The following is a 23,693-nucleotide window of genomic DNA, read 5'->3' as shown; positions in this document are numbered from 1 at the left end:
TCACTCCTTGGGTTGGCCGATCCTGGGGAAGTCATCCACGCGGATGGCCTCGCGGCGGGCTTCCAGGGCCCTGCGAAGGGTCTCCCCCTCGGGTCCCGTGAGGATGCCGGCCTTGATCCCGTCCGCCAGCATGGCGTCATCGGGACCCGCGGCCAGCGCGCCCTTGGCGGCGGCGGACCAGAGCTTCTTCTCCACCGGTTCCGCGGCGATGACCTTGCGCAGGGCGTCCTCGAGGCGGCCCACCGGCTCCCGGGGGTCCATGGGCACGAAGGCGCCGGCGGTGAGGCGGTCCCGCACGGCCGACGGCTCCAGCAGGATCTCCGCCAGTTGATGGCCAAGCTGGTCGCTGGGCCCCGCGCAGTGGCGCCCGGTGGGGAAGGTGAGCCAGCGGAGCATCCAGGCCGCGGGGCGGTTGGGCAGGTTCCTGAACAGCCCGTCGAAGGCCTCCTCGATCTTCTGGAATCCGTCCTCGCAGGCCCAGCGCAGGAGCGGCCATTCCCCCGCCGGCCGGCCCCGGTCCTCGAACTGCTTGAGGCAGGCGGAGATCAGGTACAGGTTGCTGAGGATGTCGGCGCACCGGCCCGAGAGCTTCTCCTTGCGCTTCAGCCCGCCGCCCAGGGAGAGGAGGGCGATGTCGGACGCGAAGGCGAAGGCGGCGGAATAGCGGGTCGCCCGCTGGTAGTAGCGCCGGGCGGGGCCTCCGGGGGCATCGGCCAGCAGGCCGCCCGTGAGCCCGTGGACCAGGGACCGCGTCGCGACGGAGAGGGTGAAGGCCACGTGGGCCCCCATGTGCCGGTCGAATTCGCCCAGGGCGTCCGGGTGGCGCAGGGACCGCATCTCGTTCAGCACATGCGGGTGGCACCGGATGACCCCCTGTCCGAAGATGATGAGGGTTCGCGTGAGGATGTTCGCCCCCTCCACCGTGATGCTGATGGGGATGGCCTGGTGGGCCCGCCCCAGGAGGTTGCGGGGCCCGAGGCAGATGCCGCTGCCTCCCAGCACGTCCATGCCGTCGCAGATGAGCCGGCGGCTCCGCTCCGTGCACTGGTACTTCACGATGGCCGAGATGACCGAGGGGCGCTCGCCCTGGTCCAGGGCGCCGCAGGTCATGGTGCGGGCCGCGTCCATGACGTAGGTGTTGGCGGCGATGCGGGCCAGGGGCTCCTCGATGCCCTCGAACTTCCCGATGGGCAGGCGGAACTGCTTGCGCACCCGCGCGTAGGCGCCCACCACCAGGGCGACGATCTTGCCGCCGCCGGTGGACAGGGCGGGCAGCGAAAGGGAGCGGCCCGCGGCCAGGCACTCCATGAGCATCTTCCAGCCCCGGCCGGCCTGGGCGGCGCCCCCGATGATCCAGTCGGTGGGGATGAAGACGTCCCTGCCCCAGTTGGGCCCCACCTGGAAGGGGATCCCCATGGCGTCGTGGCGGGTGCCGATGACCACGCCCGGGGTGGAGGTGGGGATGAGGGCCAGGGTGATGCCCTCGCTGCCCTCGGCCAGGAGATGGCCGGGGTCGGTGAGCCGGAAGGCCAGCCCCAGGAGCGTGGCCACGGGGCCCAGCGTGATGTAGCGCTTGTCCCAGTTCAGGCGGATGCCCACGACCTCCCGGCCCTCGAAGACGCCCCGGCAGACCACGCCGGTGTCGGGGATGGAGGCGGCGTCGCTGCCCGCCTCGGGGGAGGTGAGGGCGAAGCACGGGAGGTCGATCCCCCGGGCCAGGCGGGGCAGGAAATGGTTCTTCTGCTCCTCGGTGCCGTAGTGGTTCAGGAGCTCCGCGGGCCCCAGGGAATTGGGCACCATGACCGTCACCACCGCCGCGGCGCTGCGTCCGGCCAGCTTGATGATCACCTGGGAATGGGCCAGGGCCGAGAAGCCCAGGCCGCCGTACTGGCGCGGGATGATCATCCCGAAGAAGCCCTTCTCCTTCAGGAAGGCCCACACTTCGGGGGGCAGGTCCTTCAGGTCCTCCACGATCCGCCAGTCGTCCAGCATCCCGCAGAGCTCCTCCACCGGCCCGTCCAGGAAGGCCTGCTCCTCGGCGGTGAGGACGGGGGCGGGCTGGGCCAGCAGCTTCCTCCAGGCTGGCCGGCCGCTGAACAGCTCGCCGTCCCACCAGACGGTCCCGGCCTCCAGGGCCTCCTGCTCCGTGCGGGACAGGGGGGGCAGCTTGCCCTTGAAGACGGCCAGGAGGGGCCGCATGACCAGGGCCCGGCGCAAGGGGGGCAGGTTCAGGACGAGGGCCGCCGCGCCGAAGGCGGCCCATGCTGCCGGCGGGACGCCGGCGCGGATCTGGAACGCCGCGAGCGCCAGGCCCGCCAGGGCTGTCCAGAAGGCCAGCCCGGCCCGGAAATAGGCCAGGGTGAAGGCGATCACGATTAATGTTGCCGCCGAGTAGAACTGGATCATCGCAATTCCCTTGAAGGTGGGTGGGGATCGGGTGAAGCCAGTCTACTCAGAAAGGGCTCTCCGGCAAGCCGCATATTCCATCGACTTTGATTCATTTTTTTTAATGAATGGCAAGGCCTTTTGATGGATTTTGTAGCTTATTAACGATATGCATATCCAGATAGTATTTTCAATTTTTCAAGGACGAGCGAACAACTCGCCAAAAAAGTCCTTCATATGTTGCCAGCTCCGGCGGGCCGCAGCCTCCTGGTAGGCCGCGCCCTTGGACGGGTCGTCCCCGGCCTCCTTCTGGGTGAAGGAATGGACGGCTCCCCCGTAGGCGACGAAGGTATAGTCCGCCTTCGCCTTGCGCATCTCGTCGTGGAAGGCCGCCACGTCCTTGGCCGGCACGAAGGGGTCGTCGGCGCCATGGCAGACGAGGACCTTGGCCGCGATGGGCCCCACGGGACGGTCGGCGGGGACGTCCAGGCCCCCGTGGAACGAGACGACGCCCCTCACGGGCATTCCGGCGCGGGCGGCCTCCAGGGCGCCGGTTCCCCCGAAGCAGAAGCCGATGACCGCGAGGCGTCCCGGGTCCACCGAACCCTGCGCCTTCAGCGTGTCGAGCGCCGCCCGGATCCGCCGCTGGTACAGGGGGCGGTCCCCCTTGAACTTGCCGGCCAGGGCCCCGGCCTCCTTGGTGTCCCTGGGCGTGACCCCCTCCCCGTAGATGTCGGCCGCCAGGGCCACGTAGCCCAGCTTCGCCAGCTCGTCGGCGGTGCGGCGCTCGTGGTCCGTAGGACCCATCCACTGGTGGACGATGACGATGCCGGGCGCCTTCCCCTTCCCGGCGGCGGGCGTGGCCAGGTAGCCGGCGAGACGGGTGGTCCCGTCCTGGTAGACGAGAGGCTGGCCGGCCAGCATGGGGAGGGCGGCCAGGGCGAGGGAGAGATGGGCGCGGCGCATGGGCACCTCCGGAAGTTTGAGGAAGCCTACTCCTGTTTGGGTTGACCCTCACGCGTATTTTTCCGGCAAGGGCCCTCCCGGACGAAATGAATGATAAGTGCAATTATTCGCAACTTGGGGATCGACAGCCCGGGATCCGGGTGGTAACAATCGTGGCCGGGCCCCCATGGGTCCGGTCCCCGCAGCGCCCATTCAAAACCCTATCCAACGGAGCCTTCCGCAGATGAAACGCCTCTTCCGGGCCATGGGCGCAGCCCTGGCCATCCTTGCCAGTCCCCTGGGCGCCCAGCCGTCCCCGACCCTCCTTCCCACCCGCCCGGGCGACCCGGCCTGCTGGGGCACCTTCATCGCCTGCGCCCAGTTCGTCGAACAATGGGCGGGCCCCAGGATGCCGGACTGGGTCGTCCACTCCTCCCTGCTCAGCTACTCGGCCCGCAAACCCCTCTACGGCGACCTGGGCCGCCCCCTCCTGGACGACCGGGGCGTGCAGCGCACCGCGTCCATCCACCAGAGCGGCCGGGTCTTCTTCCCACCGGCCTGGCGGCTGGGCGGGCACCGTCGCATGCCCATCGTCATCTACACCCACGGCACGTCCCTCCTCAAGGAGGGGGTGGCCTCGCAGTTCGGGGGCCACGAATGGATCCTGGGCGCCGCGGCGGCCGCCTACTACGGCTTCGCCGTGGCCATGCCCGACCAGCCGGGGATGGGAGGGGACGGGACCTCCTTCCACCCCTACTGCCACGGGAAGTCCCTGGCCTACGCCATCGTGGACGGGATCCAGGCCATACGGGACCGGTTCACCGAGGACCCGTACGTGGCGGGGAACGACTACGCGTGGGACGGGAGGATCTTCCTCATGGGCTATTCGGAGGGCGGCTACGCCTCCCTGGCGGCGGCGCGGGAGATGGAGACCCACCGGGCCCTGTACGGAGGGGAGGCGGCCTTCCAGCTTGCGGGTTCGGCCTGCATGGCGGGGCCCTTCGACATCTCGGGCACCACGCGCCGGCAGATCCTGGCCCGGAACCAGCCTTTCAGGCATCCGTTCTTCATCCCCTACGTGCTCCTGGGGTACAACGCAATTTATGGGAGAATCATGGACCCCCTGGAAACCCTGACCCCGCGGCTGCTCGCCACCGGGGAGGACGGGAACATCCTTCAGTGGATCAACGGTTTCACGGACGGGACCCTGGTGGACGGCCGGATCGCCGCCCGCATGGGACGCGCCCCGGGGACCGTCGTCCTCCGGGATCTGCTCAACCCGGACTGGGTGGCCCGGGACCTGGAGGATCCGGCCTTCGCCACGAGTCCGATGAAGGGGATCCTGGAGGAGAACGACGTGGCGGAGGGCTGGACCCCCACCCGTCCCATCCTCTTCTGCCAGAGCCCCGACGACCGGGACGTGCCGCTCGCGAACACCCTCACCGCCCGGTGGCTCCTGGAGGGCGCCGTGCGCAAGGAGGGCGCGGACCCCACGGGGCTGTTCACCTTCCTGCCCCTGGGCAGGCCCGGGGGCGGGATCACCCACGTGGAGGGCGCCCTCCTGGCCATCCCCACGGCCTTCGACTGGATCTACCGGATGGGCGGGGCCTCGCCGGACCGGCCGGCAGAATGAATTTCAAATATTGATCCTCATGGGGTTTCCATCGAAATTAATCAAAAGGCGGGTTTCTGCCGTTGTTCCTGGGGACCGGAGCCCCCATGGCCACGAAATCCAAACGAAGGCTCAACCTGTTCGGCCAGACCGTGATGGTGGTGACCTTGTCCCTCCTGCCACTCGTCCTGGTGACCGTCCTGCTGGTCCTCCCCACCGTGGAGAAGCAGGTGACCGAGGACCGGGAGAACGCCACCCGGGTGGCGGTGGAGAGCGTCTTCGGGATCCTCCAGGATTTCGACGCCCGGGCCGGCCGGGGGGAACTCACCCAGGCCCAGGCCAGGACCCAGGCCATGTCCATCATCAAGTCCCTGCGCTACAACAAGAACGAGTATTTCTGGATCAACGACCTGACCCCCCGGATGATCATGCACCCCTACAAGCCGGAGCTGGACGGGACGGACCTGAGCCAGAGCAAGGATCCGTCGGGCCGGTTCCTCTTCAACGAGATGGTGGCGGTTTGCCGGGCCAAGGGGGGCGGGTTCGTCCCCTACCTGTGGCCCCGGCAGGGGGAGAACCTCCCCGTTCCCAAGATCTCCTACGTGAAGGCCTTCCTGCCCTGGGGCTGGATGGTGGGGAACGGGGTCTACATCGACGACGTGCAGCGCGAGTACGCGGGGATCCGCAACCGCATCGCCCTGTTCACGGCCATCGCCACCCTCGTCGCCCTGGCCAACGGGGTGATTTTCGCCAAGCGTGTGCTCAGCCCCGTGACCTCCCTGGCCGGGAACCTGACGGAGCAGATGGAGGGGCTTTCCAGGGGGGACCTGCGGGTCAGCGCCGCCGAGACGTCCACGGGCGACCTGAGCCGCGTGGCCACGGCCTTCAACCAGGCCGTGGGCGCCTTCGGCGGGCTGGTCAGGGACCTGGGCGCCGTGGCGGCCCGGCTGGACGAGGAGGCGGCCACGCTCCAGGCCAGCGCGGGGTCCATGGCCCGGGAGACCCAGCAACTCTCCCTGGAGATGAACGCGGGGCGCCGGGATGCCGAGGAGGTCTCGGCGGCCATCGGAGGCCTCTCCACCGCCCTGGAGGGCATGGCCGCCAGCCTCGAGGAGGCCCGCGGCCAGGCCCGGGCCACGCTGGAGGCCGCTGCCCAGGGGTCCCGGCACGGCCACGACACCTCCGGGGCCATGGCGGGCATCCGGAGCAGCTTCGGCAAGATGGCCTCGGCGGTCCGCATCATCCAGGACATCGCCCGGCAGACCAACCTCCTGAGCCTCAACGCGGCCATCGAGGCGGCGAAGGCGGGGGCCCAGGGCAAGGGCTTCGCCGTGGTGGCCGAGGAGGTGCGCAAGCTGGCCGAGCGCTCCAGCACCGCGGCCAAGGAGATCTCCGCCCTCATCCAGGAGAGCGACACCACCGTGACCGAGGGCGAGTCCACCGTGGCCGGGATCGTCGAGGCCCTGGGGCGCATCGGGGACCAGACGGAGACCATGGCCGGACGGATCCAGGACCTGGACGCGGCCCTCAAGACCCAGGCCGAGGCCAGCCGGCAGGTGGCGGGCCGGACCCTGGGGGTCGTCGAGCGTCTGGCCCGGGACACCCGGGCCGCCGAGGCCCTCAGCGGGACCGTGGCCGTGGTGGCGCAGACCGCGCAGAACCAGTCCGAATCCGCCGACGGCCTCATGGAGCGCATCCGGAAGTTCCGCACCTGACCCGGGCCAGGCCCGCCACGTAGGCCAAGGCCGCCAGGGGGACCAGGAAGGCAAAGCGCACCGAGCTGAGGTCCGTCACCCAGCCCATGAGGAGCGGCAGGACGGCCCCCCCCACATTGGCCATGACGGCCAGGCCCCCGATCTCCGAGGACCGCTCGGGCCGGGCCTCCAGGGAAAGGGCGAACAGGCAGGGCCAGATGTTCGAGAAGCCCATGCCGCAAAGCGCCACGGAGGCGATGGCCACCCCCCGGGTACCCAGGATCAGGCCGCATAGGCCGACCAGGCACGCGACCGCGCAAGTCAGCATGAACCTCCGGGTCGGCACGCGGGCCAGGACCAGCGCCCCGACGAGCCGGCCCGCCCCCTGGCTCACCCAGAAGAGGCCCTGCCCCAGGGTGATGGCCTCCTTCTGGATATCCATGCCGAAGGTGAGCCCCATGTGGCTGGCCAGGAAATTGTTCATACCCATTTCGGAACCCGAGAGGAGGAAGATGCCCAGGACCTTCCAGCGCAGCGGCGGCGCCCCCAGCAGGCCGAGCATGCCCTTCAGGGTGGCGGGGCGCTCCGCGGGGGTCACGGGGAAGGGCACCCAGGTGATGACCGCCCACACGGCAAGCGAGGCCAGGGCGAAGACCGGAAAGACGCCCTTCCAGGTGAGCCCGAGGGCCACGACCGGGGGCAGCAGGCAGGGTCCCGCGATGGAGCCCAGGCTCTTGAAGAACTGGGCGAAGGTGAGGTTCCGGGAATAGCGGGCGGGTTCGGTCACATCCCGCAGCAGCGGATTGCCCGCCACCAGCAGGAACGTCATCCCCACGCCGATGAGGAAGATGGCGGCCAGAAGGTGCTCATAGCGGGACAGCACGACCCAGGGAAGGGCATGGGCGGCGGCGGTAAGCAGCAGGCCGGCCTGGAGGACGAAGCGCTTGCCCTTCCGGGTGGCAAGGAGCCCCACGGGCAGCGCACACAGGGCGAAGGCCGAGGCGCCGGCCAGGGGGATCAGGGCCCCCTGGGCCGCGGAGATGCCGAAGACCTCCCGGGCGATTCCCAGGAAGCTGCCCCTCAGGTCCCCGAAGCCCATCACCAGGAAGGCCATGAGCAGCGCCGCCATCCGCAGGTTCAAGCGCACCCCCTCCGCCCTGAGTGGCCCGAGGGGCCTGTCGGTTCGATCCTGGAGGTGGCAGGATGGACCCATGCCCGACAACGCCTACGATCCGGAAACCTTTCGCGCGCTCGGCCACCGCGCCGTGGATGCCCTGGCCGACCACCTCGCCCAGGTCCAGGGAGGGACGCCGCCGGTGCTGCCCTGGCGGGAGCCCCCGGAGTCCCTCCGGGCCTGGCCCGCGGACTTCACCCGCGGAGGCGGGGCCGATCCCATGCACCTCATCGCCCGGGTGCTGGAGGGCTCCCACCATCTGCAGCATCCTCGCTACGTGGGCCATCAGTGCTCGGCCCCCCTGCCCCTCACCGCCCTCCTGGGCATGGTCGCGGACCTCCTGAACAACGGCACCGCGGTGTACGAAATGGGACCGGTCTCGACCGCCATGGAGCGGAGCCTCGTCCAGTGGTTCTCGGGCCTCGCGGGCTACGATCCGGCCCGGGCCGGGGGCGTCCTCACCCACGGCGGCAGCGCGGGCAACCTCACGGCGCTGCTCGCGGCGCGCCAGGCCTCCACGCCCTACGACGTGTGGGAGGAGGGCTACCGGGCCCCCATGGACCTGTGCCTGCTGGCCTCGGACCAGACCCACTATTCCGTGCGCCGCTCGGCCCAGGTGCTGGGCCTGGGCGGGAGGAACGTCATCGCGGTGCCCACCGACGAACGCTTCCGCATGCGCCCCGAAGCCCTGGAGGCGGCCCTGGACGAGGCCGAAGCCCGGGGCCGGAGGGTGCTGGCGGTCGTGGGCAGCGCGGGATCCACCGCCACCGGGGCCATCGACCCGCTGGAGGACATCGCGGCCATCTGCGAGGCGCGGGGCGTCTGGTTCCATGTGGACGGCGCCCACAGCGGCGCCTTCCTGGTATCGGACCGCCTTCGTCCGCGGCTCGCGGGCATCGGGCGCGCCCACAGCCTGGTCATCGACGCCCACAAGATGCTGATGATGCCTTCCCTGGCCACGGCCGTGCTGTTCCGGGACGAGGGCCACTCGTTCGAGACCTTCAGCCAGCAGGCCTCGTACCTCTTCGACCGCAGCGCCCGCCAGGAGTGGTACAACCTCGCCCACCGCACCCTCGAGTGCACCAAGCGCTTCCTGAGCCTGGACCTCTACGTGGCCCTGCAGGTGCTCGGCACCGACTACTTCGCCCGGTACCTCGAATCCCGGGTGGACCTGGCCTCCTGGTTCGCCGATGCCATCGAGGCGCGGCCCGGCTGGGAACTTGCGGTGCGCCCCGAGGGCAACATCGTCTGCTTCCGGGCCGGGGGCGGAGGCGACGCCTTCCAGTCCGCCGCACGGGAGGCCATCGTCCGCGAGGGCTCCTTCCATCTGGTGAAGACCCAGCTGCGGGGCCGCACCTGGCTGCGCACGACCCTCATCAACCCGCTCACCACGCGGGACGACCTCACGGCCCTGATGGACCGGCTGGACCGGCCAGGTACACCCTGAAGGTCGCCCCCTGGCCCGGGGCGGTCTCGAGCTCCAGCCGGGCCCCCATGGCGTCGGCCATGTGCTTGACGATGGAGAGCCCCAGGCCCGAGGAGTGCTCCCCTCCGGTGGGGCGCGCGCTGAGCCGGGTGAAGCGGTGGAAGGCCTTCTCCAGGTCCTCCGGGGTGAATCCAGGGCCCTGGTCGCCCACGGTCAGCAGCGCGCCCTCGCCGTCGGCCTCGGCCCGCATGGTCACGGTGGTGCCGGGCCGGGAGAACTTGATGGCATTGGACAGGAGGTTGTCCAGGATCCCCTTGGTGAACCGCAGGTCCGCATGGGCTTCATGGTCGGCGGGCGGATCCACCCGGAGGACGATGCCCTTGCGGCCCGCCACCGGACCGAACCGCGCGGCCACGTGCGCCGAGAGCAGGGCCAGGGGGAACCTCTCGGGCTCGGGCCTCACGGTGCCGGCCTCGATGGCCGCGTAGTCCAGGAACCGGCCCAGGAGTTCGCTCATGCGCATGCCCTCGGCCCGGATCCGGCGCGAGATCTCCCTCACCTGGCCCGGGTCCATCTCCTCCTCCAGGAGCTCCGAGGAGAGCACGATGGAATTGAGCGGATTGCGCAGGTCGTGGGAGGCGATGCCGAAGAGCTGGTTCTTCTGCTCGTTCAGATCGCTCAGCTGGGCGTTCAGGCCGTGGAGCTCCTGGTTGCGCAGCACCAGCTCCGCCGTGGCGGCGTCCACGCGCAGGGACAGGGCCTGGTTCTGCCGGAGCAGGAAACGGGTGCGTGCGCGCAACGCCAGGTACAACGCCAGGGACGCGGAGCCCAGGAAGCCGGCGTAGGCCCACCAGGTCCGGAACCACGGGGGCAGCACCTGGAACCGGAAGGTCTCCTCGGGGCCCACCATCCCGTAGACGTCCCGGGCCCGCACCCGGAACCGGTAGCCGCCCTCGGCGAGATTCGTGTACTCCTTGAACGGGGCCGCGCTCCAGGGGGACCAGTCCCGGTCGTAGCCCTCCAGGCGCACCTGGTAGCGGTTGGCGGACTCCCGGTCGAAGCTGGGCAGGGCGAAGGTGAAGCGAAGGGACCGGTTCCGGTAGGGGACCCGGGGGGCGGTTCCGGCCAGGGTCCCGCCGTCGCCCCCCTGCACCTGGCGCAGGCGCACCCGCAGGCCCTCACGGGAACCGGTGGCCACGCCGGGGTCGTACCGGAGGAGGCCGTCGGGCCCCGAGAACCACACCACGCCGTCGGCGCCGGGGTGGATCTCGGCCAGGTCGGTCCCCGCGAAGCGCCGGAAGGGGGCCGCCTCCCAGGAGTAGCCGCCGCGGCCGTCCGGAACGGCGGCGCCGGCCTCCTTGACGTTGCGCTCCCGGTCCGTGGTCTGCATCCAGATGCGGCCGCCGGGTCCGGGGCGCAGGAATTCGACGGAACGGGGCCCTTCGGGGAAGAGGGCGCCCAGGGCGGGTTCCGGCACGAACCGCGCCTGGGCCCCGTCGAGGGCGAAGACGCCCGCGGAGGTGCCCACCAGGAGCCGTCCCCCCACGTCCGAAAGCCAGAGGAACCGGTCCACCGGAAGCCCCTGGGCGGTGCCGAACCGGGCCAGTGCCGGGGGGCCCCCGCCGGGCGGGAACGTCATCCGGAGCAGCCCCCGGGACCGGCTCGAGGCCCAGACGACGCCCGGCTCGGGCTCCGCCATGGCGAAGATGTCCTCCTGCGTGCCCGGGACCAGGCCCTCCTCCGTCCAGGCGCCGCCGGCCTTCCTCCGGATGGAGGCGACGCCCGCCGGGCCGCCTATGAAGACCCGCGAGGGATCGGCCCTGGACGCCAGGAGGCACGCCGGGAACGGGATCCCCCGGGCGATGACCTTCGCGCGGCCCTCCCGCACCTCCAGGACCCCCTGCTGGCTGCAGACCGCCAGGAGGTCGTCGCCCGCCGCGGCCAACGCGAGGCACTGGCCCTCCACGCCCGCGACGTCCCTGAACCGCGGCGCCAGCCCGCGGGGGTCGAGGTACGAGATCCCCTGCCCCGTGGCGGCGTAGAGGACGCCCTTGTGGCGCACCATGGACCACGGGAAGCTCCGGAGACCGGCGCGCTCGTCGAAGCGGGTCAGGACCGGCCACTCCATGCGGGCCAGGCCGTTGTTAAGCCCCAGCCAGATCCCCCACTGGGTGTCCTGGAAGGCCTGGTAGACCGTATCGTCCCGCAGGCCCGAGGCCTGGTCCAGATGGAAGCGCAGCCTGCCCGAGGGGTCCAGGATGAAGGCCCCGGCCTTCACGGTGGCCACGGCGAGACCGCCGTCGGCCAGGCGCGTGCCGCTGTAGACCTGCCCGGGCCTCAGCAGGGCGTCGACCTCGGTCATGAAGGGCCTCGGGACCCGGCCGTCGAACCGGAAGAGCCCGTGGTCCCGGGTGCCCACGAGAAGGTCCGGGCCTTCGAGGGGCAGCATGAAGGCGATGCGGAAGGCCTTCAGGGCGCCGGCGCCGGGCACGGGCCGGAGCCCCTCTCCGCTCCACAGGAACAGGTCCCCGGCCAGGTCCTGGAGGTAGAGCCGCCCCGCGACGGAAAAGGTCTTCCAGACGCCGCCGGGCACCACGAGGCTCGAGGTCCGGCCTCCCTCGCGGCGCAGGAGCCCCTCCCGGGTGGCGAAGAACAGGCCCTGGGGGAGCAGGTGGATGCCGCGGACCGCGGAGAACGCCCCCTCGGGCTTGCCGAAGGAGACGTAGCGGCTTCCGGTGACGCCGGGCTCCATGCACCCGGTCTCGCCGCCTTCCCCGCCCACGTAGAGTTTCCCGTCCGGGCCCCAGGCCAGGGCGCGTACCGTGCCGCCCGCCTCCAGGAGCCGCCACTTCACGCCGTCGTACTCCAGCACCCCCAGGCCGTTCCCCACGTAGATGAGCCCTCCGGGGCCCTGCGCGAAGGCCCAGTTCTGGGGATGGGAACCCCCGGCCTCGCCGGGGGAGAAGGAACGCAGGAAGGGCGTGCCCGCCTCCCTGGGAACGTCCGCGCCGAGCCCGCCCAGGGCGAGCGCGAAGGTCATGCAGGCTGCCAGGAGGGATCGCGTCATGGGGGAGGGGTCCGGTCCCTCAAGCCTACCAGGGCTCAGCGGCCGCTGCGCTGGAGGCTGGCGTTGGCCCCCGCGGAGATGAGCTTCAGGATCTCCACCACCTCCGCGGCGGTCTGGGGGCGGTCCTCGCTGCGCTTGGCCATGAGCCTCGCCGCCAGGGCGGACAGCTCCTCCGGGGCCTCGGGGCAGACGGCGGACAGCAGGGGCACCGGGGCCTCCAGGTGCTGGTTCAGGAGGTCCGGAACCCGGGTTTCGCCGTAGGGCGGGAAGCCCGCGCACAGCTCGAACAGCATGACGCCCAGGGAATACAGGTCGCAGCGGGCATCGACCCGCTCGCCCCGGATCTGTTCGGGCGACATGTAGCGCGGCGTGCCCACGGTCTGGCCCCCCTGGGCGGCGCCGCCCCGGGCCGGCGCGGCCAGTCCGAAATCCATGATCTTGGCGTCGCCCCGCACGTCGAAGAGCACGTTCATGGGCTTGATGTCCCGGTGGACGACCTGGGCGGCGTGGGCGGCCTCGAGGCCCTCCGCCACCTGGCGCGCGATGCGCAGCACCAGGGGCATCGGGAGGCGCCCCCGGCCGTCCATGAGGCCCTGGAGGGTCACGCCCTTCAGGTATTCCATGGTGACGTAGGGCACCCCGCCGCTCTCCCCGAAGTCGTGGGTCCGCATCACGAACCGGTGGGTGATCCGCCGGGCCAGGCGGATCTCCTGCTTGAGCTGGTCCAGGAACCCCGGGTCCGCGGCCAGCGTCCCGCGCACCACCTTGAGGGCCACGTCCTCCTCCAGGTGCAGGTCCCACACCTTCAGGACCACGCCCATGCTGCCCCGGCCGAGCACGCCGTCCACCCGGTAGCGGCCGGCGAAGATCCCTCCCACCCGGAGCGCGGGCGGCAGGGGCTCGTCGTCGTCCCGGGGAGGGATCACCAGGGCCCGGGTCTCCTCCGCCGCCGGCGCCCCCGGAAAGGCGGTGTCCGCGGCCTGGCCCGCCGAGGCCAGGAGCCCCAGCAGGTCGTCCTTGGCCCTCAGCTCGGCGAGCATGGACCGGAACGTGCGGGTCAGGACGCCCACTTCGTCCGGGGACGGCACCAGGGGCAGCATGTCGGGCATGTGGCCCTCCGCCAGCGCCCCCGCGGCCGAGGCCAGGGCCTGGAGCGGCGCGGTGACGCTGCGGGCGGAGCGCAGGCCCAGCCACAGGGCCAGGAGGATGCCGGCCACCCCCCCGACCAGGATGGCCCGCTGCAGGGTCCGGAAGGGCGCCAGCAGCGGCTCCGTGGGCAGGAGCAGGGCCGAGGCCATCTCCAGGTCCAGGGCGTTGACGCCCCGGATGGGGGAGATCATCCCCAGGTAGCTGCGCCCGTCCAGGACCAGCGGCAGCACCGGGGACCGCCGGGCGTCGAGGATGCCCGCGCGCGCCGAGAGGAAGGAGGGTTCCCGCGCCAGGAGGCGGTCCAGGGGATCGGCCTGCGCCAGCGTGGAACCGAGGGTCCGGAAATGGCTGAGCAGGGCCACCTGGGCCGCGGGCACGCCCTTCCGGGGCGCCGCGATCGTCTCGGCGCGGATCTCGGTGGCGGCCTGGGCGTCCAGGGGGTTGCCCACCAGCATGGCCCCCAGCAGGGCGCCCCCCGGGGACCGCAGGGTGCGGGCCACGACGTGGTAGACGCCGGGCCGGGGCCCCCAGGGCACGTCCAGGAAGCCGCGGTAGGAGGGGCCGGGGTGCCCGGCATTGCGCGCCTCGTCCGGGTTCAGGGCCATCTGGAGGACGCCCACGTCCTGGAATTCCGTGGGGGCCCCGGTTGCGGTGGAGACCAGCAGGGTGCCGCCGGGCCTCACCACGATCGCGAGGCTGGCGCCCAGGCGCGGCAGGTTGTCCACCAGCGTGTCCCCGAGGCTCCCCGTCTCGCCGGTCTTGAGCACCGTCTCGATGATGGAGACGTTGCCCGAGTACTGGGTGAACACTTCCAGCCCCGCGTCCAGGACCCTGCCCTGCTGGGCCAGGAACCGCTCCAGGACCTGGCTGTAGGCCACGAGGCTGGCGCTGGCGGAATCCCGCGCGGAACGTCCCGCCTGGTAGTAGGCGACCCAGAGCATCGCCGAGACCAGCACGAGGATCGTCGCGGCCTGGCGCAGGAAGAACTTCCAGGCCAGCGTCTGATACCATCGCATCGTCGAACGCATCGTGGGGGTTCCTCGGACCTCAAGATATACTTGGATCCATGGACGGAAGGAACCGATAAATGAAGCCGTTCCTCATCAAGGCGGTGCTGGCGGCGGCGGGTCCGGTCCTCGCGGCGGGGAGCCTGCAGGGCCCGGTGCGGATCCTGGACAGGGACGGCAGGCCCCGGCCCACGCTGAAGGACTGCGTGGCCATCCTGGAGCCCCTGGACGCCGCGGTGCGCGCTCCCGGACCCTCGCGGCCCCTGGTGATCCGCACGGCCAACAAGGAGTTCTCCCCCCGCGTCTCCATCGCCACGCCGGGAACGGAGGTGAGCTTCCCCAACATGGACTCCATCCTGCACAACGTCTTCAGCCTGACCCCCGGCAACCGGTTCGACACGGGCCACTACCTGCCCGGGGACTCCCCCAGGGTGCGGCTCTCCGGCCCCGGCCTGGTGCGGCTCTACTGCAACGTGCACCACCAGATGAACGCCTTCGTCTGGGTGGTGGAGACCCCCTTCGCCCAGGTGCTGGAGCACCGGAAGGACCTCCGCTTCGACAACGTCCCCCCCGGGTCGTACCGCCTCCGCCTCTGGCATCCGGAGGCCGGGGAGCGCACCTGGGCCCTCAGGATCGACGGCGCGGCCACCCGCGGCTCGTGGGACCTGGAGGCCACGCTTCCCGCCACGCCCCCCCACAAGAACAAGTTCGGCAAGGACTATCCTCCGCCCCCGGACGAGACGGGATACTAGAAGCGCTTGAGGACGGTGAAGATCGTCTTTTCGGCCACCTTGGGCGACCTGCGGATGCTCTGCCGGAGGTGCACGAGCGAGACGCTCCAGAGCCCCCGCAGGGGCAGGACCAGTTCCGCCCGGGGCCCCCTGGCGCCGCGGTAGTACCACCACTGGTCGCTGTTGAGGACGTAGAGCTCGCCCGTGGAGGATAGGCGCTGCCAGGTGTAGGAGACCTGGGGCCTGAAGGGCCGCGAGCGGCTGCCGGCGAGCACCTGGAATTCCTCGCTGGTGTCCCGGGTGGAACGCTCCCGGTTGCCGTTCCACCGCACCTCCAGCGGCACGGGGCCCTCCCACTTCGCTGCCGCGCCCACCCCGTCGAGCGACAAGCGCTGCCGCCCCCTGCCGCGGAAGTCGGGGGCGTTGAAGCGGCCCTCGTCCTCGTCCCAGGCGAGGTTCCAGCGATCGGCGTGGAAGGTCCCGGAGAATGCCCCCAGGCCGAGCTTGAGCACCGCCTGGAAGGCGGCGAGGTCCACGTCGTTGCGGGGGTAGACCGTCCGCACCCGGCCCAGGGCGGTGCGCATCGAGGCCTCCTGCACAAGCCCCCCGCGGATCCCGCCGGAGGCCCCCGCGCCCAGGAAGCGCAGGTCCGGGTCCCACATGGCCTGGGAGGCGATGAGGCCCAGCTCCTGGAAGCCGAGGGCCGCCTTCCCGAAAAGGCGCTCGGTGACTCCGGCCAGCTCCACCCTCGCCACGTCCAGCTGGGTGCCGTTGGAGGGCTGCTGGTCCCACCGGGGCCGGTTGTTGCTGTTGCCGTCGGACCCCACCGCCGAACGCAGCCCGGCCGTCCAGTCCAGGCCGCCCCATTCCGCGTACCACCGCAGGCGCACCTGTACGCCCTCCCTGCGGATGTCCCCCAGGGGGACCAGCCCGTCGCCGAAGATCCCCCGGATGCTCTCGGTCCGGGCCGTGAGTTCCCAGGCCGGCACCCAGGGCGCGCGCGCCTCCTCGGCGAACGGGACGTCCTGGGCGAGGGCCAGGGTGCACGCCAGGATGGGGATCCAGCGGAGGATGGGCATTCGGGTTCCGGAGTTACGCGGACCATCATGCCATCAACCCTCCGGATGGGTTCGCATTTTCAAACCGGATCTGCCGCCGGGCGCCCCTTCCGCGGACACTGGTGGCGGGACGGCGGGTAGTTGTTGACGGACGCCGGGACCCATACGAACCTTGAGTCCCTTCCGGAGCCCGCCCTTGGTCGACTGGGATCTAGCCATAACACTTGACCGCAGCAAGGACGAGCCCCTCTACCTCCAGGTGGTGGGGTCCGTCGTGGAAGGCATCCGCAAGGGCCGGTTCCGGCCGGGCCAGGCCCTGCCCGGCACCCGGGCCCTGGCGGACCAGCTCGGGGTGAACCGCAACACGGCGCTGGCCGCATACCGCGAGCTGGAAGCCGAGGGGTGGATCGAGGTCTCCCCCGACAAGGGGACCTTCGTGGCCATGGAGTTCCCCGTGGACCTGGAGGGGGAGCCCGGCATCTCGGCGGTGGATTCGGCCTCCTGGAAGCGGCGCTCCACCCCCGGGGACGCGTTCTTCCAGCCCGGCGCCCCCGAGCGGGACACCTTCCGCCTCATCCCCGACCAGCCCGACCTGCGCAACGCGCCCACCGCGGCCATCCACCGCGCCTATGGAAGGGTGCTCAAGCTCCACCCGGGCCGGCTCCTGCAGCCCGCCTGGGACCCCCGGGGCCTCCTGGATCTTCGGCTCTCGCTCTGCAAGATGCTCCGGGACATGCGCGGGCTTTCCGTGGACCCCGGCAACCTCGTGCTCACCCGCGGCCTCATGGCCACCCTGAACCTGGTGGCCCGCACCCTCTTCGGCCCCGGCGATGCGGTGGCCGTCGAGGACCCCGGGTTCTTCCGCGTGGCCGAGGCCCTGCGGGCCGCGGGGGCCCGGCTCCATCCCGTGCCCGTGGGGCCCCGGGGACTGGACCTGGACGCCCTGGAGGAGCTCCTGGGCCGGGAGCCCATCCGGCTCCTGTGCCTGTCCTCCAACCCGCAGCACCCCACCCAGGCGTGCCTGGACGCCGCGGGGCGCGCGCGGCTCCTGGAGCTTTCCAGGACCCGGGGCTTCCGCATCCTGGAGGCCGACCCCTGGCTGGGCTTCCACCGGGAGAAGAACCCCAGCCTGCCCCTGGCCAGCGAGGACCGCGAGGGTCGCGTCGTCTACTACAGCGGCCTGGAGCAGATCCTGGCACCGGGGCTCCAGGTGGGCTTCCTGGCGGGCTCGGCCGACCTCATCAAGGAGATGGCCCGGCAGCGCCAGCTGGTGGACTGGCCCGGGAACCAGGTGCAGGAGGCCACCATCGAGGAGATCCTGCGGGACGGCGAGGTCCTCCGCCACCTGCGCCGCACCCGCAAGCTCGCCGACGAGCGCCGCGAGACCATGGTGGACCGCCTCCTCCTGCATCTCCACCCCGCCCTGCAGGTGCGGGACCCCAAGGAGGGCCTGGCCCTCTGGGCCCGGGTGGACGACAGCGTCCCCCTGGCGAAGTGGACCGAGCGCTGCGTGGCCCGGGGCGTGGTCTTCTACCCCGGCTCCCTCTACGACTTCCACCGCCGGGAGATCCCCTGGATCTGCCTGGGCTTCGCCGCCCACGACGTGGACGAGCAGAACGAGGCCTGCGCGCGCATGGCGCTCGCCCTGAAGGACGTGCGGGGTTGAGGGATCAGACCGTCCTGGCCCGGCCCAGCTCCGTCAGCATCTGCGCCAGCACGTTGCCCGTGACCACCTGCCGGTAGTGGGCGGAGGCGCGGATGTCGTCGATGGGGGAGATGTCCTCCAGCACCGCGCGGCGGGCCTCCTCGATGGGCAGCGCGTCCAGCGCGCGGCCCGCCACGACCGCCTCGGCGTGCCGCGCCCGCAGGGGCACGGGGGCCACGGAGCCCAGCCCCACCCGCAGCTCGGTCACCACGCGGCCCTCGATGCGGGCGTAGGCGGCGAGGCAGACCTTCGAGATGGCCTGGGCCTGGCGCGTGCCCACCTTGCGGTAGAAGTGGAAGCCCCGGCCCTGGGGCTTGGGAAGGCGGATGCGCGCCACCAGCTCGTCGGGGGCCAGGTCCATCTTCTTGTAGTCCAGGTGGAAGGCGTCGTAGGCCACCCAGCGCGAGCCCCGCACCGAGACCAGCTGCACCTCGGCGCCGTAGGCCAGGAGGCTCGGGGGGGTGTCGGCGGCGGGGCTGGCGTTGACGATGTTGCCCCCCAGGGTGCCGCGGTTCTGGATGGCCAGGGCGCCCGTGGCACGGGCGCTCTTCACCAGGTTGGGGAAGAACTGGTGAACGGCGCGCTGCTCGAGCAGCTCGGTGTAGGTGATCAGGGACCCGAGGGAGAGCCGAGCGGGGTCGTCCTCGATGCCGCGCAGCTCGTAGATCCGGGAAAGGTCCAGGAGCCTGCGGCCCTGGAGCCGGCCCGCGTTGAACAGCACCATGAGGTCGGTGCCGCCGGCGATGGGGGTCCACGCGCCGGGCTCGGCGGCCATCAGGCGCAGGGCCTCGGCCAGGGTTCCGGGCGCCTGGATGGCGTAGTCGGGAAGGAAGGATCTCATCGGCCCTCCCCCTGCCGGGCCACGGACCGCACCGCGTCCACGATCTTGGAGTAGCCGGTGCACCGGCAGAGGTTCCCGGCCAGGCCCTCCTGGACCTGCTCCTTGTCCGGGTTCGGGCAGCGGCGCAGCAGGTCGTCGGCGGCCATCAGCATCCCCGGCGTGCAGAAGCCGCACTGGGCGGCGTTGTGGGTGAGGAAGGCGTCCTGGATGGGCGAGAGGTCGTCCCCCTCGGCCAGGCCCTCGACGGTCACCACCACCCCGTCCTGGGCCTGCAGGGCCGGAATGAGGCAGCTGTTCACGACGCGGCCGTTGAGCAGGACCGTGCAGGCCCCGCACTCGCCCTCGCCGCAGCCCTCCTTGGTGCCGGTGAGGCGCAGGCCGTCGCGGAGCACGTCCAGGAGCCGCGCCATGGGATGGGTGTCGACCGTGCGGCGCACGCCGTTGACCTGGAGGGTGAGCAGGATGGTGTCAGGCATGGCGGGCCTCCTCCAGGCGGTTCAGGATCCGTTCCGGGGTCATGGGAACCTCGTCCAGGCGCAGGTCGCCCAGGGCGTCCCGCAGGGCGTTGAGGAGGGCTGGGCCCGGGCCGTCCATGGGCAGTTCCCCGATGCCCTTGGCCCCGCCCGGGCCGAAGGGGCTCCCCCCCTCCACGAAGGCCACCCGGATGTGGGGCAGGTCGGCGGACGTGGGGATGATGTAGTTGGTGAGCTGGTTGTTGGCCATGCGGCCTTCCCGGAAGGTGACCTCCTCCCAGAGCCCCCAGCCGATGCCCTGGGCCACGCCGCCCTGGATCTGCCCGGTGGCCAGCGTCGGGTTCACCACGCGGCCCACCTCCTGGACCGTGGCGAAGTCCTCCACCTTGACCTCGAAGGTGACCAGGTCGACGGCCACCGCGGCCGCATAGCAGGCCCAGGAGAAGTTGGGGTAGGCGTCGCCCTGGTAGGTCTTGTCGTCCCAGGCGAAGCCGGGGTTGGCGCGGTACTGGCCGTAGGTCTTCAGGGACCCGAGCCTGCCGTGGGCGGTCCGCATGGCCTCGCGGAACCCAGCCGGCGTGTAGGGCTCGGCGAGGAACCCGCCCTGCACCAGCGCCAGGCGCAGGCCCCGGGCCGCGTCCTCCAGGATGCGCCCGACCACCATGGTGCTGCGGGAGGCGACGGTGGGGCCGCTGTTGGGCACGAACTTCGTGTCCACCTCGGCCATGTCCACCATGTCCACCGGCAGGCCCAGGGTCTCGGCCACGATCTGGCAGAACACGGTGTTCTTGCCCTGGCCCATCTCGGTGGAGGCCGCCAGGATGGCGACGGTGCCGTCCTTCTTCCCCTCGACCCCGGCCACGGAGGCCATGGTGGCCTCGCCGCTGCCGGTGAAGCCGCAGCCGTGCATGAACACGGAGAGCCCCACGCCCCGCTTGACGGGGTCGTCCCAGGCGTTGCGGACGGCGTAGGCCTTCTGCAGCTCCCGGTAGTGGATCTCCTCCATGGCGCGGTCCATGAGGCCGTCCAGGCCCGGCTCGTCCCGCATGAGCTGGCCCGTGGCCATGGTGTCGCCCTGGTGCAGGAAGTTCAGGCGCCGGAGGTCCACGGGATCCATCCCCATGCGGAGCGCGCAGACGTCCATGTGGCGTTCGATGGCGAACAGGCTCTGGGGGGCGCCGAAGCCCCGGAAGGCGCCGCAGGGCGGCGTGTTGGTGGCCACGGCGCGGGCCAGGATCCGCACGTGGGGGCAGCGGTAGACGCCCGCGGCGTGCAGGGCGCCCCGGCTCAGCACCACGGGGGACAGGGTGGTGAAGGCGCCGCCGTCCAGGGCGAAGTCGATGTCCAGCGCCAGGAGGCGGCCCTGGGCGTCGAAGGCCGAACGGATGCGGGTGCGCGAGGGATGGCGCTTGGTGGTGGCGGCCATGTCCTCCTCGCGGTCGTAGGCGATCTTCACGGGGCGGCCGCTCTTGAGGGCCAGCAGCGCGGCGTGGCCGGCGATGACGGAGGGGTAGTCCTCCTTGCCCCCGAAGGCGCCGCCCATCTCCAGGGCCACCACCCGCACCTGCTCGCCGGGGATCCCGAAGAGCTGCTTCATGGCGTCGTGCACGTAGTAGGGGCACTGCAGCGAACCCGACACGGTGACCTCGAGGCCCCCGGGTCCCCGCTCCACGGTGCCGATCATGACGTTGGGCTCCAGGTAGAGCTGCTCCTGGGCCCCGGTGCGGTAGACCCCCTCGATGACGTGGGCGGCCCCCGCCCAGACCGGCTCCGGGTCGCCCTTGGCGATGCGGATCTCCTTGAGGACGTTGCGCTCGCCGTGGATGACCCGGGCGCAGGCCAGGGCCTCCTCGATGTCGAGCAGCGGGGGGAGCTCCTCGACCTCCAGCTTCACCAGCCGCCGGGCCTTCTCGGCCACGGACCGGTCCGCGTGGGCCAGGAGGAGCACGGGCTGCTCGGCGTGGGCGATCACGCCGCCCACCGGCACCAGGAAGGGCTGGTCGTCCACATGGCCCGCGACGAAGTTCTTCCCGGGGATGTCCGCGGCGGTCACCACCGTGATCTCGTCCCAGTGGACCCCTTCGAGGAAGGTGATGCCCTTGAGCACGCCCCGGGCGCAGCGGGAGCGGACGGTCATGCCTAGCAAGCAGCCGGGCAGCTCCACGTCATCCGTGTATCTGGCGGAGCCCATGACCTTGCCCCGGCCCTCCTTGCGAATGGTAGAAGCCCCGATCACGTCCACCTCCCAGGAACCTGCGCCTGAAACTCATCTTCAGGGTCCAGTATGACTCAGCGGGCGCCGAGAGGCCAATCCCCTCGGCGCCCGCCGGGCCATTCAGCTTGTTGCGGCTACTTCTTGGGGAGGGTGGAAGCCACGCCCTGGACGTAGTAGTCCATGGCGCCCAGCTCCGCGTCGGTCATGTTCTTGCCCTTGGCGACCTTCTCCTTGCCGTCCTGCGCGACCACGGGGCCGGCGAAGGGATGCAGCTTGCCGGCGGCGATGGCCTTCTCCTCCTTCTCGACCAGGGCCTTCACGTCGGCCGGGATGGCCTTGTTGAGGGGGGCCAGCTTGATCATGCCCTCCTTGAAGCCGCCCCAGACGTTGGTGCCCTTCCAGGTGCCGGCCAGGACCTCCTTGACGGTCTTGGTGTAGAAGGCGCCCCAGTGGTGCGTGGTGCCGGAGAGCTGGGCGGTGGGGCCGTACTTGCTCATGTCGGAGTGGTAGGAGAAGGCGTAGAGGTTCTTGTTCTCCTTGTGCTTCTCCTCGGCGGCCTGGACGATGGCGGTGGAGTCGGTGTGGTGCGTGATCATGTCGGCGCCCTGGGAGATCAGGGTGAGGGCGGCTTCGCGCTCCTTGCCGGGATCGAACCAGGAGTTGACCCAGATGACGCGGACTTCGGCCTTGGGGTTGACGCTGCGCATGCCCTGGGTGAAGGCGTTGATGCCCTGCATGACCTCGGGGATGGGGAACGCCGCGACGTAGCCCGCGATGTTCGACTTGGTCATCTTGCCGGCGATGACGCCGTTCAGGTAGCGGCCTTCATAGAAGCGGGCGTTGTAGATGCCCATGTTGGGGCCGGTCTTGTAGCCGGTGGCGTGGAAGAAGAACTTGTCGGGGAAGGCCTTGGCGACCTTCTCGGTGGGGTTCATGTAGCCGAAGGAGGTCGTGAAGACGATCTTGGCGCCGCCGGTGATGAGGCCGCGGACCACGCGCTCGGCATCGGCGCCTTCGGGGACGTTCTCGACGAACTTGGTGGTGACCTGGCCGGCCAGGGCCTTCTCCATCTCCTTGCGGCCGATGTCGTGCTGGTAGGTCCAGCCCGCGTCCCCGACCGGGCTGACGTAGACGAAGCCTACCTGGGTGGGCGCGGCGGCGGGGGGCGCGGCGGCGAGGACGGAGGCTGCGATCAGGCCGCCCAGGGTGGTCACGACGGTTTTCCGGGAATTCATGTGATTCCTCCAGAAGGATTGAGGTGGGGGGGGGAAATAATTCAGGCTTCGGGACTGAAGGGCTGGCCCAGCGAAGCGGGGGAATTGAGCCGGATGGTGTTCTTGTTGTGGGAGATGATGACCAGGACAATGATAGTGGCCGCGTAGGGCAGGGCCGAAAGGAATTGGGACGGGATGTTCAGCTGGATCCCGGAGCCCTGCACGAACATCTGGGTGATCATGCAGCCACCGAACAGGTAGGCGCCCACCATCACCCGCGCGGGCCGCCAGGTGGCGAAAACCACCAGGGCCAATGCGATCCAGCCGCGGCCGGCCACCATTCCCTCCACCCACAGCGGGGTGTAGAAGACGGACAGGAAGGCGCCGCCGATGCCGGCCATGGCGCCGCCGAAGATGACAGCCACGTATCGGATCCGCACCACGTTGTAGCCGACCGAATGAGCGGCCACGGGGGCCTCGCCCACCGCCCTCAGCACGAGGCCAAGGCGGCTGCGGTACAGGAACCACGCCACCGCGCCCAGGAGGGCCCAGGAGAAGTACACCAGCCCCTGGTGCTCGAAGAACGCGTGGCCCAGCAGGGGGATCTTGTGCAGGCCCGGGACGTTCCAGGCGGCGACGCTGGGCAGGGTCTGGGACTCGTAGGGCTTGCCGATGAAGGCGGAAAGGCCCACCCCGAAGATGGACAGCGCCAGGCCGGAGGCGACCTGGTTGGCCATGAAGGTCAGCGCCGCGACGGCGAAGATGAGGCCCATGCCCATGCCCGCGACCATGCCGGCCAGGATGCCCAGGATGGGATTGCCCGTATGGACGGTGACGGCGAAGGCGGCCACGGCCCCCATGGACATGATGCCCTCGGCGCCCAGGTTCAGGACGCCGGACTTCTCCGTGACGAGCTCGCCCACGGCGGTGATGATCAGCGGGGTGCCGGCCACGATGGTGGCGAACAGGATGGAGGAAAGGAGACTTGGCTGCATCA

Annotated in this window: 16 protein-coding genes; 5 read left to right on the top strand and 11 right to left on the bottom strand. The window is 70.9% G+C overall.

What is annotated here, in order from left to right; genetic code table 11:
• The gene (locus RAH40_RS20195) at positions 1–2,406 is read right to left on the bottom strand and encodes an acyl-CoA dehydrogenase (RefSeq protein ID WP_306599432.1); all 2,406 of its coding nucleotides are present in this window, start codon (positions 2,404–2,406) and stop codon (positions 1–3) included.
• A 177-nt stretch (positions 2,407–2,583) separates the two neighbouring features.
• Positions 2,584–3,351 carry a dienelactone hydrolase family protein gene (locus RAH40_RS20190; RefSeq protein WP_306599431.1) on the bottom strand — a complete coding sequence of 256 codons (768 nt, stop codon included), beginning with the start codon at positions 3,349–3,351 and terminating at the stop codon, positions 2,584–2,586.
• Between the two features lie 223 nt (positions 3,352–3,574).
• Here RAH40_RS20190 and RAH40_RS20185 point away from each other — a divergent pair, with 223 nt between their 5' ends.
• The gene (locus RAH40_RS20185; protein ID WP_306599430.1) at positions 3,575–4,963 is read left to right on the top strand and encodes a lipase family protein; all 1,389 of its coding nucleotides are present in this window, start codon (positions 3,575–3,577) and stop codon (positions 4,961–4,963) included.
• Between the two features lie 86 nt (positions 4,964–5,049).
• Positions 5,050–6,657: a cache domain-containing protein gene (locus RAH40_RS20180; RefSeq protein ID WP_306599429.1), complete on the top strand. Its 1,608-nt coding sequence runs from the start codon at positions 5,050–5,052 to the stop codon at positions 6,655–6,657.
• Here RAH40_RS20180 and RAH40_RS20175 read toward each other — a convergent pair.
• Complete coding sequence (locus tag RAH40_RS20175; protein ID WP_306599428.1) at positions 6,626–7,777, bottom strand: sugar MFS transporter; 1,152 nt, start codon at positions 7,775–7,777, stop codon at positions 6,626–6,628. The genes RAH40_RS20180 and RAH40_RS20175 overlap by 32 nt on opposite strands.
• Before the next feature lie 70 nt (positions 7,778–7,847).
• Between RAH40_RS20175 and RAH40_RS20170 the strand changes: the two genes are divergently transcribed.
• Positions 7,848–9,257: an aminotransferase class I/II-fold pyridoxal phosphate-dependent enzyme gene (locus RAH40_RS20170; protein WP_306599427.1), complete on the top strand. Its 1,410-nt coding sequence runs from the start codon at positions 7,848–7,850 to the stop codon at positions 9,255–9,257.
• Here RAH40_RS20170 and RAH40_RS20165 read toward each other — a convergent pair.
• Both RAH40_RS20165 and RAH40_RS20160 read right to left on the bottom strand, forming a co-directional pair.
• Positions 9,214–12,303: a sensor histidine kinase gene (locus RAH40_RS20165; protein ID WP_306599426.1), complete on the bottom strand. Its 3,090-nt coding sequence runs from the start codon at positions 12,301–12,303 to the stop codon at positions 9,214–9,216. The genes RAH40_RS20170 and RAH40_RS20165 overlap by 44 nt on opposite strands.
• A gap of 35 nt (positions 12,304–12,338) precedes the next feature.
• Positions 12,339–14,468: a serine/threonine-protein kinase gene (locus RAH40_RS20160; protein ID WP_306599425.1), complete on the bottom strand. Its 2,130-nt coding sequence runs from the start codon at positions 14,466–14,468 to the stop codon at positions 12,339–12,341.
• A 71-nt stretch (positions 14,469–14,539) separates the two neighbouring features.
• Here RAH40_RS20160 and RAH40_RS20155 point away from each other — a divergent pair, with 71 nt between their 5' ends.
• Positions 14,540–15,211: a hypothetical protein gene (locus RAH40_RS20155; RefSeq protein WP_306599424.1), complete on the top strand. Its 672-nt coding sequence runs from the start codon at positions 14,540–14,542 to the stop codon at positions 15,209–15,211.
• Here RAH40_RS20155 and RAH40_RS20150 read toward each other — a convergent pair.
• Positions 15,208–16,269: a hypothetical protein gene (locus tag RAH40_RS20150; RefSeq protein ID WP_306599423.1), complete on the bottom strand. Its 1,062-nt coding sequence runs from the start codon at positions 16,267–16,269 to the stop codon at positions 15,208–15,210. The two genes, RAH40_RS20155 and RAH40_RS20150, sit on opposite strands and share 4 nt — an antisense overlap.
• Before the next feature lie 175 nt (positions 16,270–16,444).
• Here RAH40_RS20150 and RAH40_RS20145 point away from each other — a divergent pair, with 175 nt between their 5' ends.
• On the top strand, positions 16,445–17,914 hold the full coding sequence (locus tag RAH40_RS20145; protein WP_306599422.1) for a PLP-dependent aminotransferase family protein: 1,470 nt from the start codon (positions 16,445–16,447) through the stop codon (positions 17,912–17,914).
• A gap of 4 nt (positions 17,915–17,918) precedes the next feature.
• On the opposite strand, the gene RAH40_RS20140 is transcribed toward RAH40_RS20145, so the two are convergent.
• The 5 genes from RAH40_RS20140 to RAH40_RS20120 form a co-directional block, all read right to left on the bottom strand.
• Positions 17,919–18,794, bottom strand: coding sequence for a xanthine dehydrogenase family protein subunit M (locus RAH40_RS20140; RefSeq protein ID WP_306599421.1), 876 nt, complete (start codon positions 18,792–18,794; stop codon positions 17,919–17,921).
• Positions 18,791–19,270 carry a (2Fe-2S)-binding protein gene (locus tag RAH40_RS20135; protein ID WP_306599420.1) on the bottom strand — a complete coding sequence of 160 codons (480 nt, stop codon included), beginning with the start codon at positions 19,268–19,270 and terminating at the stop codon, positions 18,791–18,793. Before RAH40_RS20135 ends, RAH40_RS20140 begins: the two co-directional genes overlap by 4 nt.
• Positions 19,263–21,503 carry a xanthine dehydrogenase family protein molybdopterin-binding subunit gene (locus RAH40_RS20130; RefSeq protein ID WP_306599419.1) on the bottom strand — a complete coding sequence of 747 codons (2,241 nt, stop codon included), beginning with the start codon at positions 21,501–21,503 and terminating at the stop codon, positions 19,263–19,265. The genes RAH40_RS20135 and RAH40_RS20130 overlap by 8 nt, the downstream gene beginning before the upstream one ends.
• Before the next feature lie 113 nt (positions 21,504–21,616).
• Positions 21,617–22,717 (bottom strand): BMP family ABC transporter substrate-binding protein, encoded by a 1,101-nt coding sequence (locus RAH40_RS20125; RefSeq protein ID WP_306599418.1) that lies wholly within the window; start codon positions 22,715–22,717, stop codon positions 21,617–21,619.
• Between the two features lie 41 nt (positions 22,718–22,758).
• Entirely contained in the window at positions 22,759–23,691 is a 933-nt protein-coding gene (locus RAH40_RS20120) for an ABC transporter permease (protein ID WP_306599417.1), read from the bottom strand.
• Between the last annotated feature and the right edge of the window lie 2 nt (positions 23,692–23,693).

This window comes from Geothrix sp. 21YS21S-2, from assembly GCF_030846775.1.
Lineage (GTDB): Bacteria > Acidobacteriota > Holophagae > Holophagales > Holophagaceae > Mesoterricola.
Note: the sequence above shows the minus strand (reverse complement) of the source record. Positions and strands in the feature narration are given on the sequence as shown.

Excerpts from the sequence above, each read along its gene's own strand:
- RAH40_RS20195 (WP_306599432.1), bottom strand. The coding sequence starts at position 2,406 with ATGATCCAGTTCTACTCGGCGGCAACATTAATCGTGATCGCCTTCACC.
- RAH40_RS20190 (WP_306599431.1), bottom strand. The coding sequence starts at position 3,351 with ATGCGCCGCGCCCATCTCTCCCTCGCCCTGGCCGCCCTCCCCATGCTG.
- RAH40_RS20185 (WP_306599430.1), top strand. The coding sequence starts at position 3,575 with ATGAAACGCCTCTTCCGGGCCATGGGCGCAGCCCTGGCCATCCTTGCC.
- RAH40_RS20180 (WP_306599429.1), top strand. The coding sequence starts at position 5,050 with ATGGCCACGAAATCCAAACGAAGGCTCAACCTGTTCGGCCAGACCGTG.
- RAH40_RS20170 (WP_306599427.1), top strand. The coding sequence starts at position 7,848 with ATGCCCGACAACGCCTACGATCCGGAAACCTTTCGCGCGCTCGGCCAC.
- RAH40_RS20165 (WP_306599426.1), bottom strand. The coding sequence starts at position 12,303 with ATGACGCGATCCCTCCTGGCAGCCTGCATGACCTTCGCGCTCGCCCTG.
- RAH40_RS20160 (WP_306599425.1), bottom strand. The coding sequence starts at position 14,468 with ATGCGATGGTATCAGACGCTGGCCTGGAAGTTCTTCCTGCGCCAGGCC.
- RAH40_RS20155 (WP_306599424.1), top strand. The coding sequence starts at position 14,540 with ATGAAGCCGTTCCTCATCAAGGCGGTGCTGGCGGCGGCGGGTCCGGTC.
- RAH40_RS20150 (WP_306599423.1), bottom strand. The coding sequence starts at position 16,269 with ATGCCCATCCTCCGCTGGATCCCCATCCTGGCGTGCACCCTGGCCCTC.
- RAH40_RS20140 (WP_306599421.1), bottom strand. The coding sequence starts at position 18,794 with ATGAGATCCTTCCTTCCCGACTACGCCATCCAGGCGCCCGGAACCCTG.
- RAH40_RS20135 (WP_306599420.1), bottom strand. The coding sequence starts at position 19,270 with ATGCCTGACACCATCCTGCTCACCCTCCAGGTCAACGGCGTGCGCCGC.
- RAH40_RS20125 (WP_306599418.1), bottom strand. The coding sequence starts at position 22,717 with ATGAATTCCCGGAAAACCGTCGTGACCACCCTGGGCGGCCTGATCGCA.
- RAH40_RS20120 (WP_306599417.1), bottom strand. The coding sequence starts at position 23,691 with ATGCAGCCAAGTCTCCTTTCCTCCATCCTGTTCGCCACCATCGTGGCC.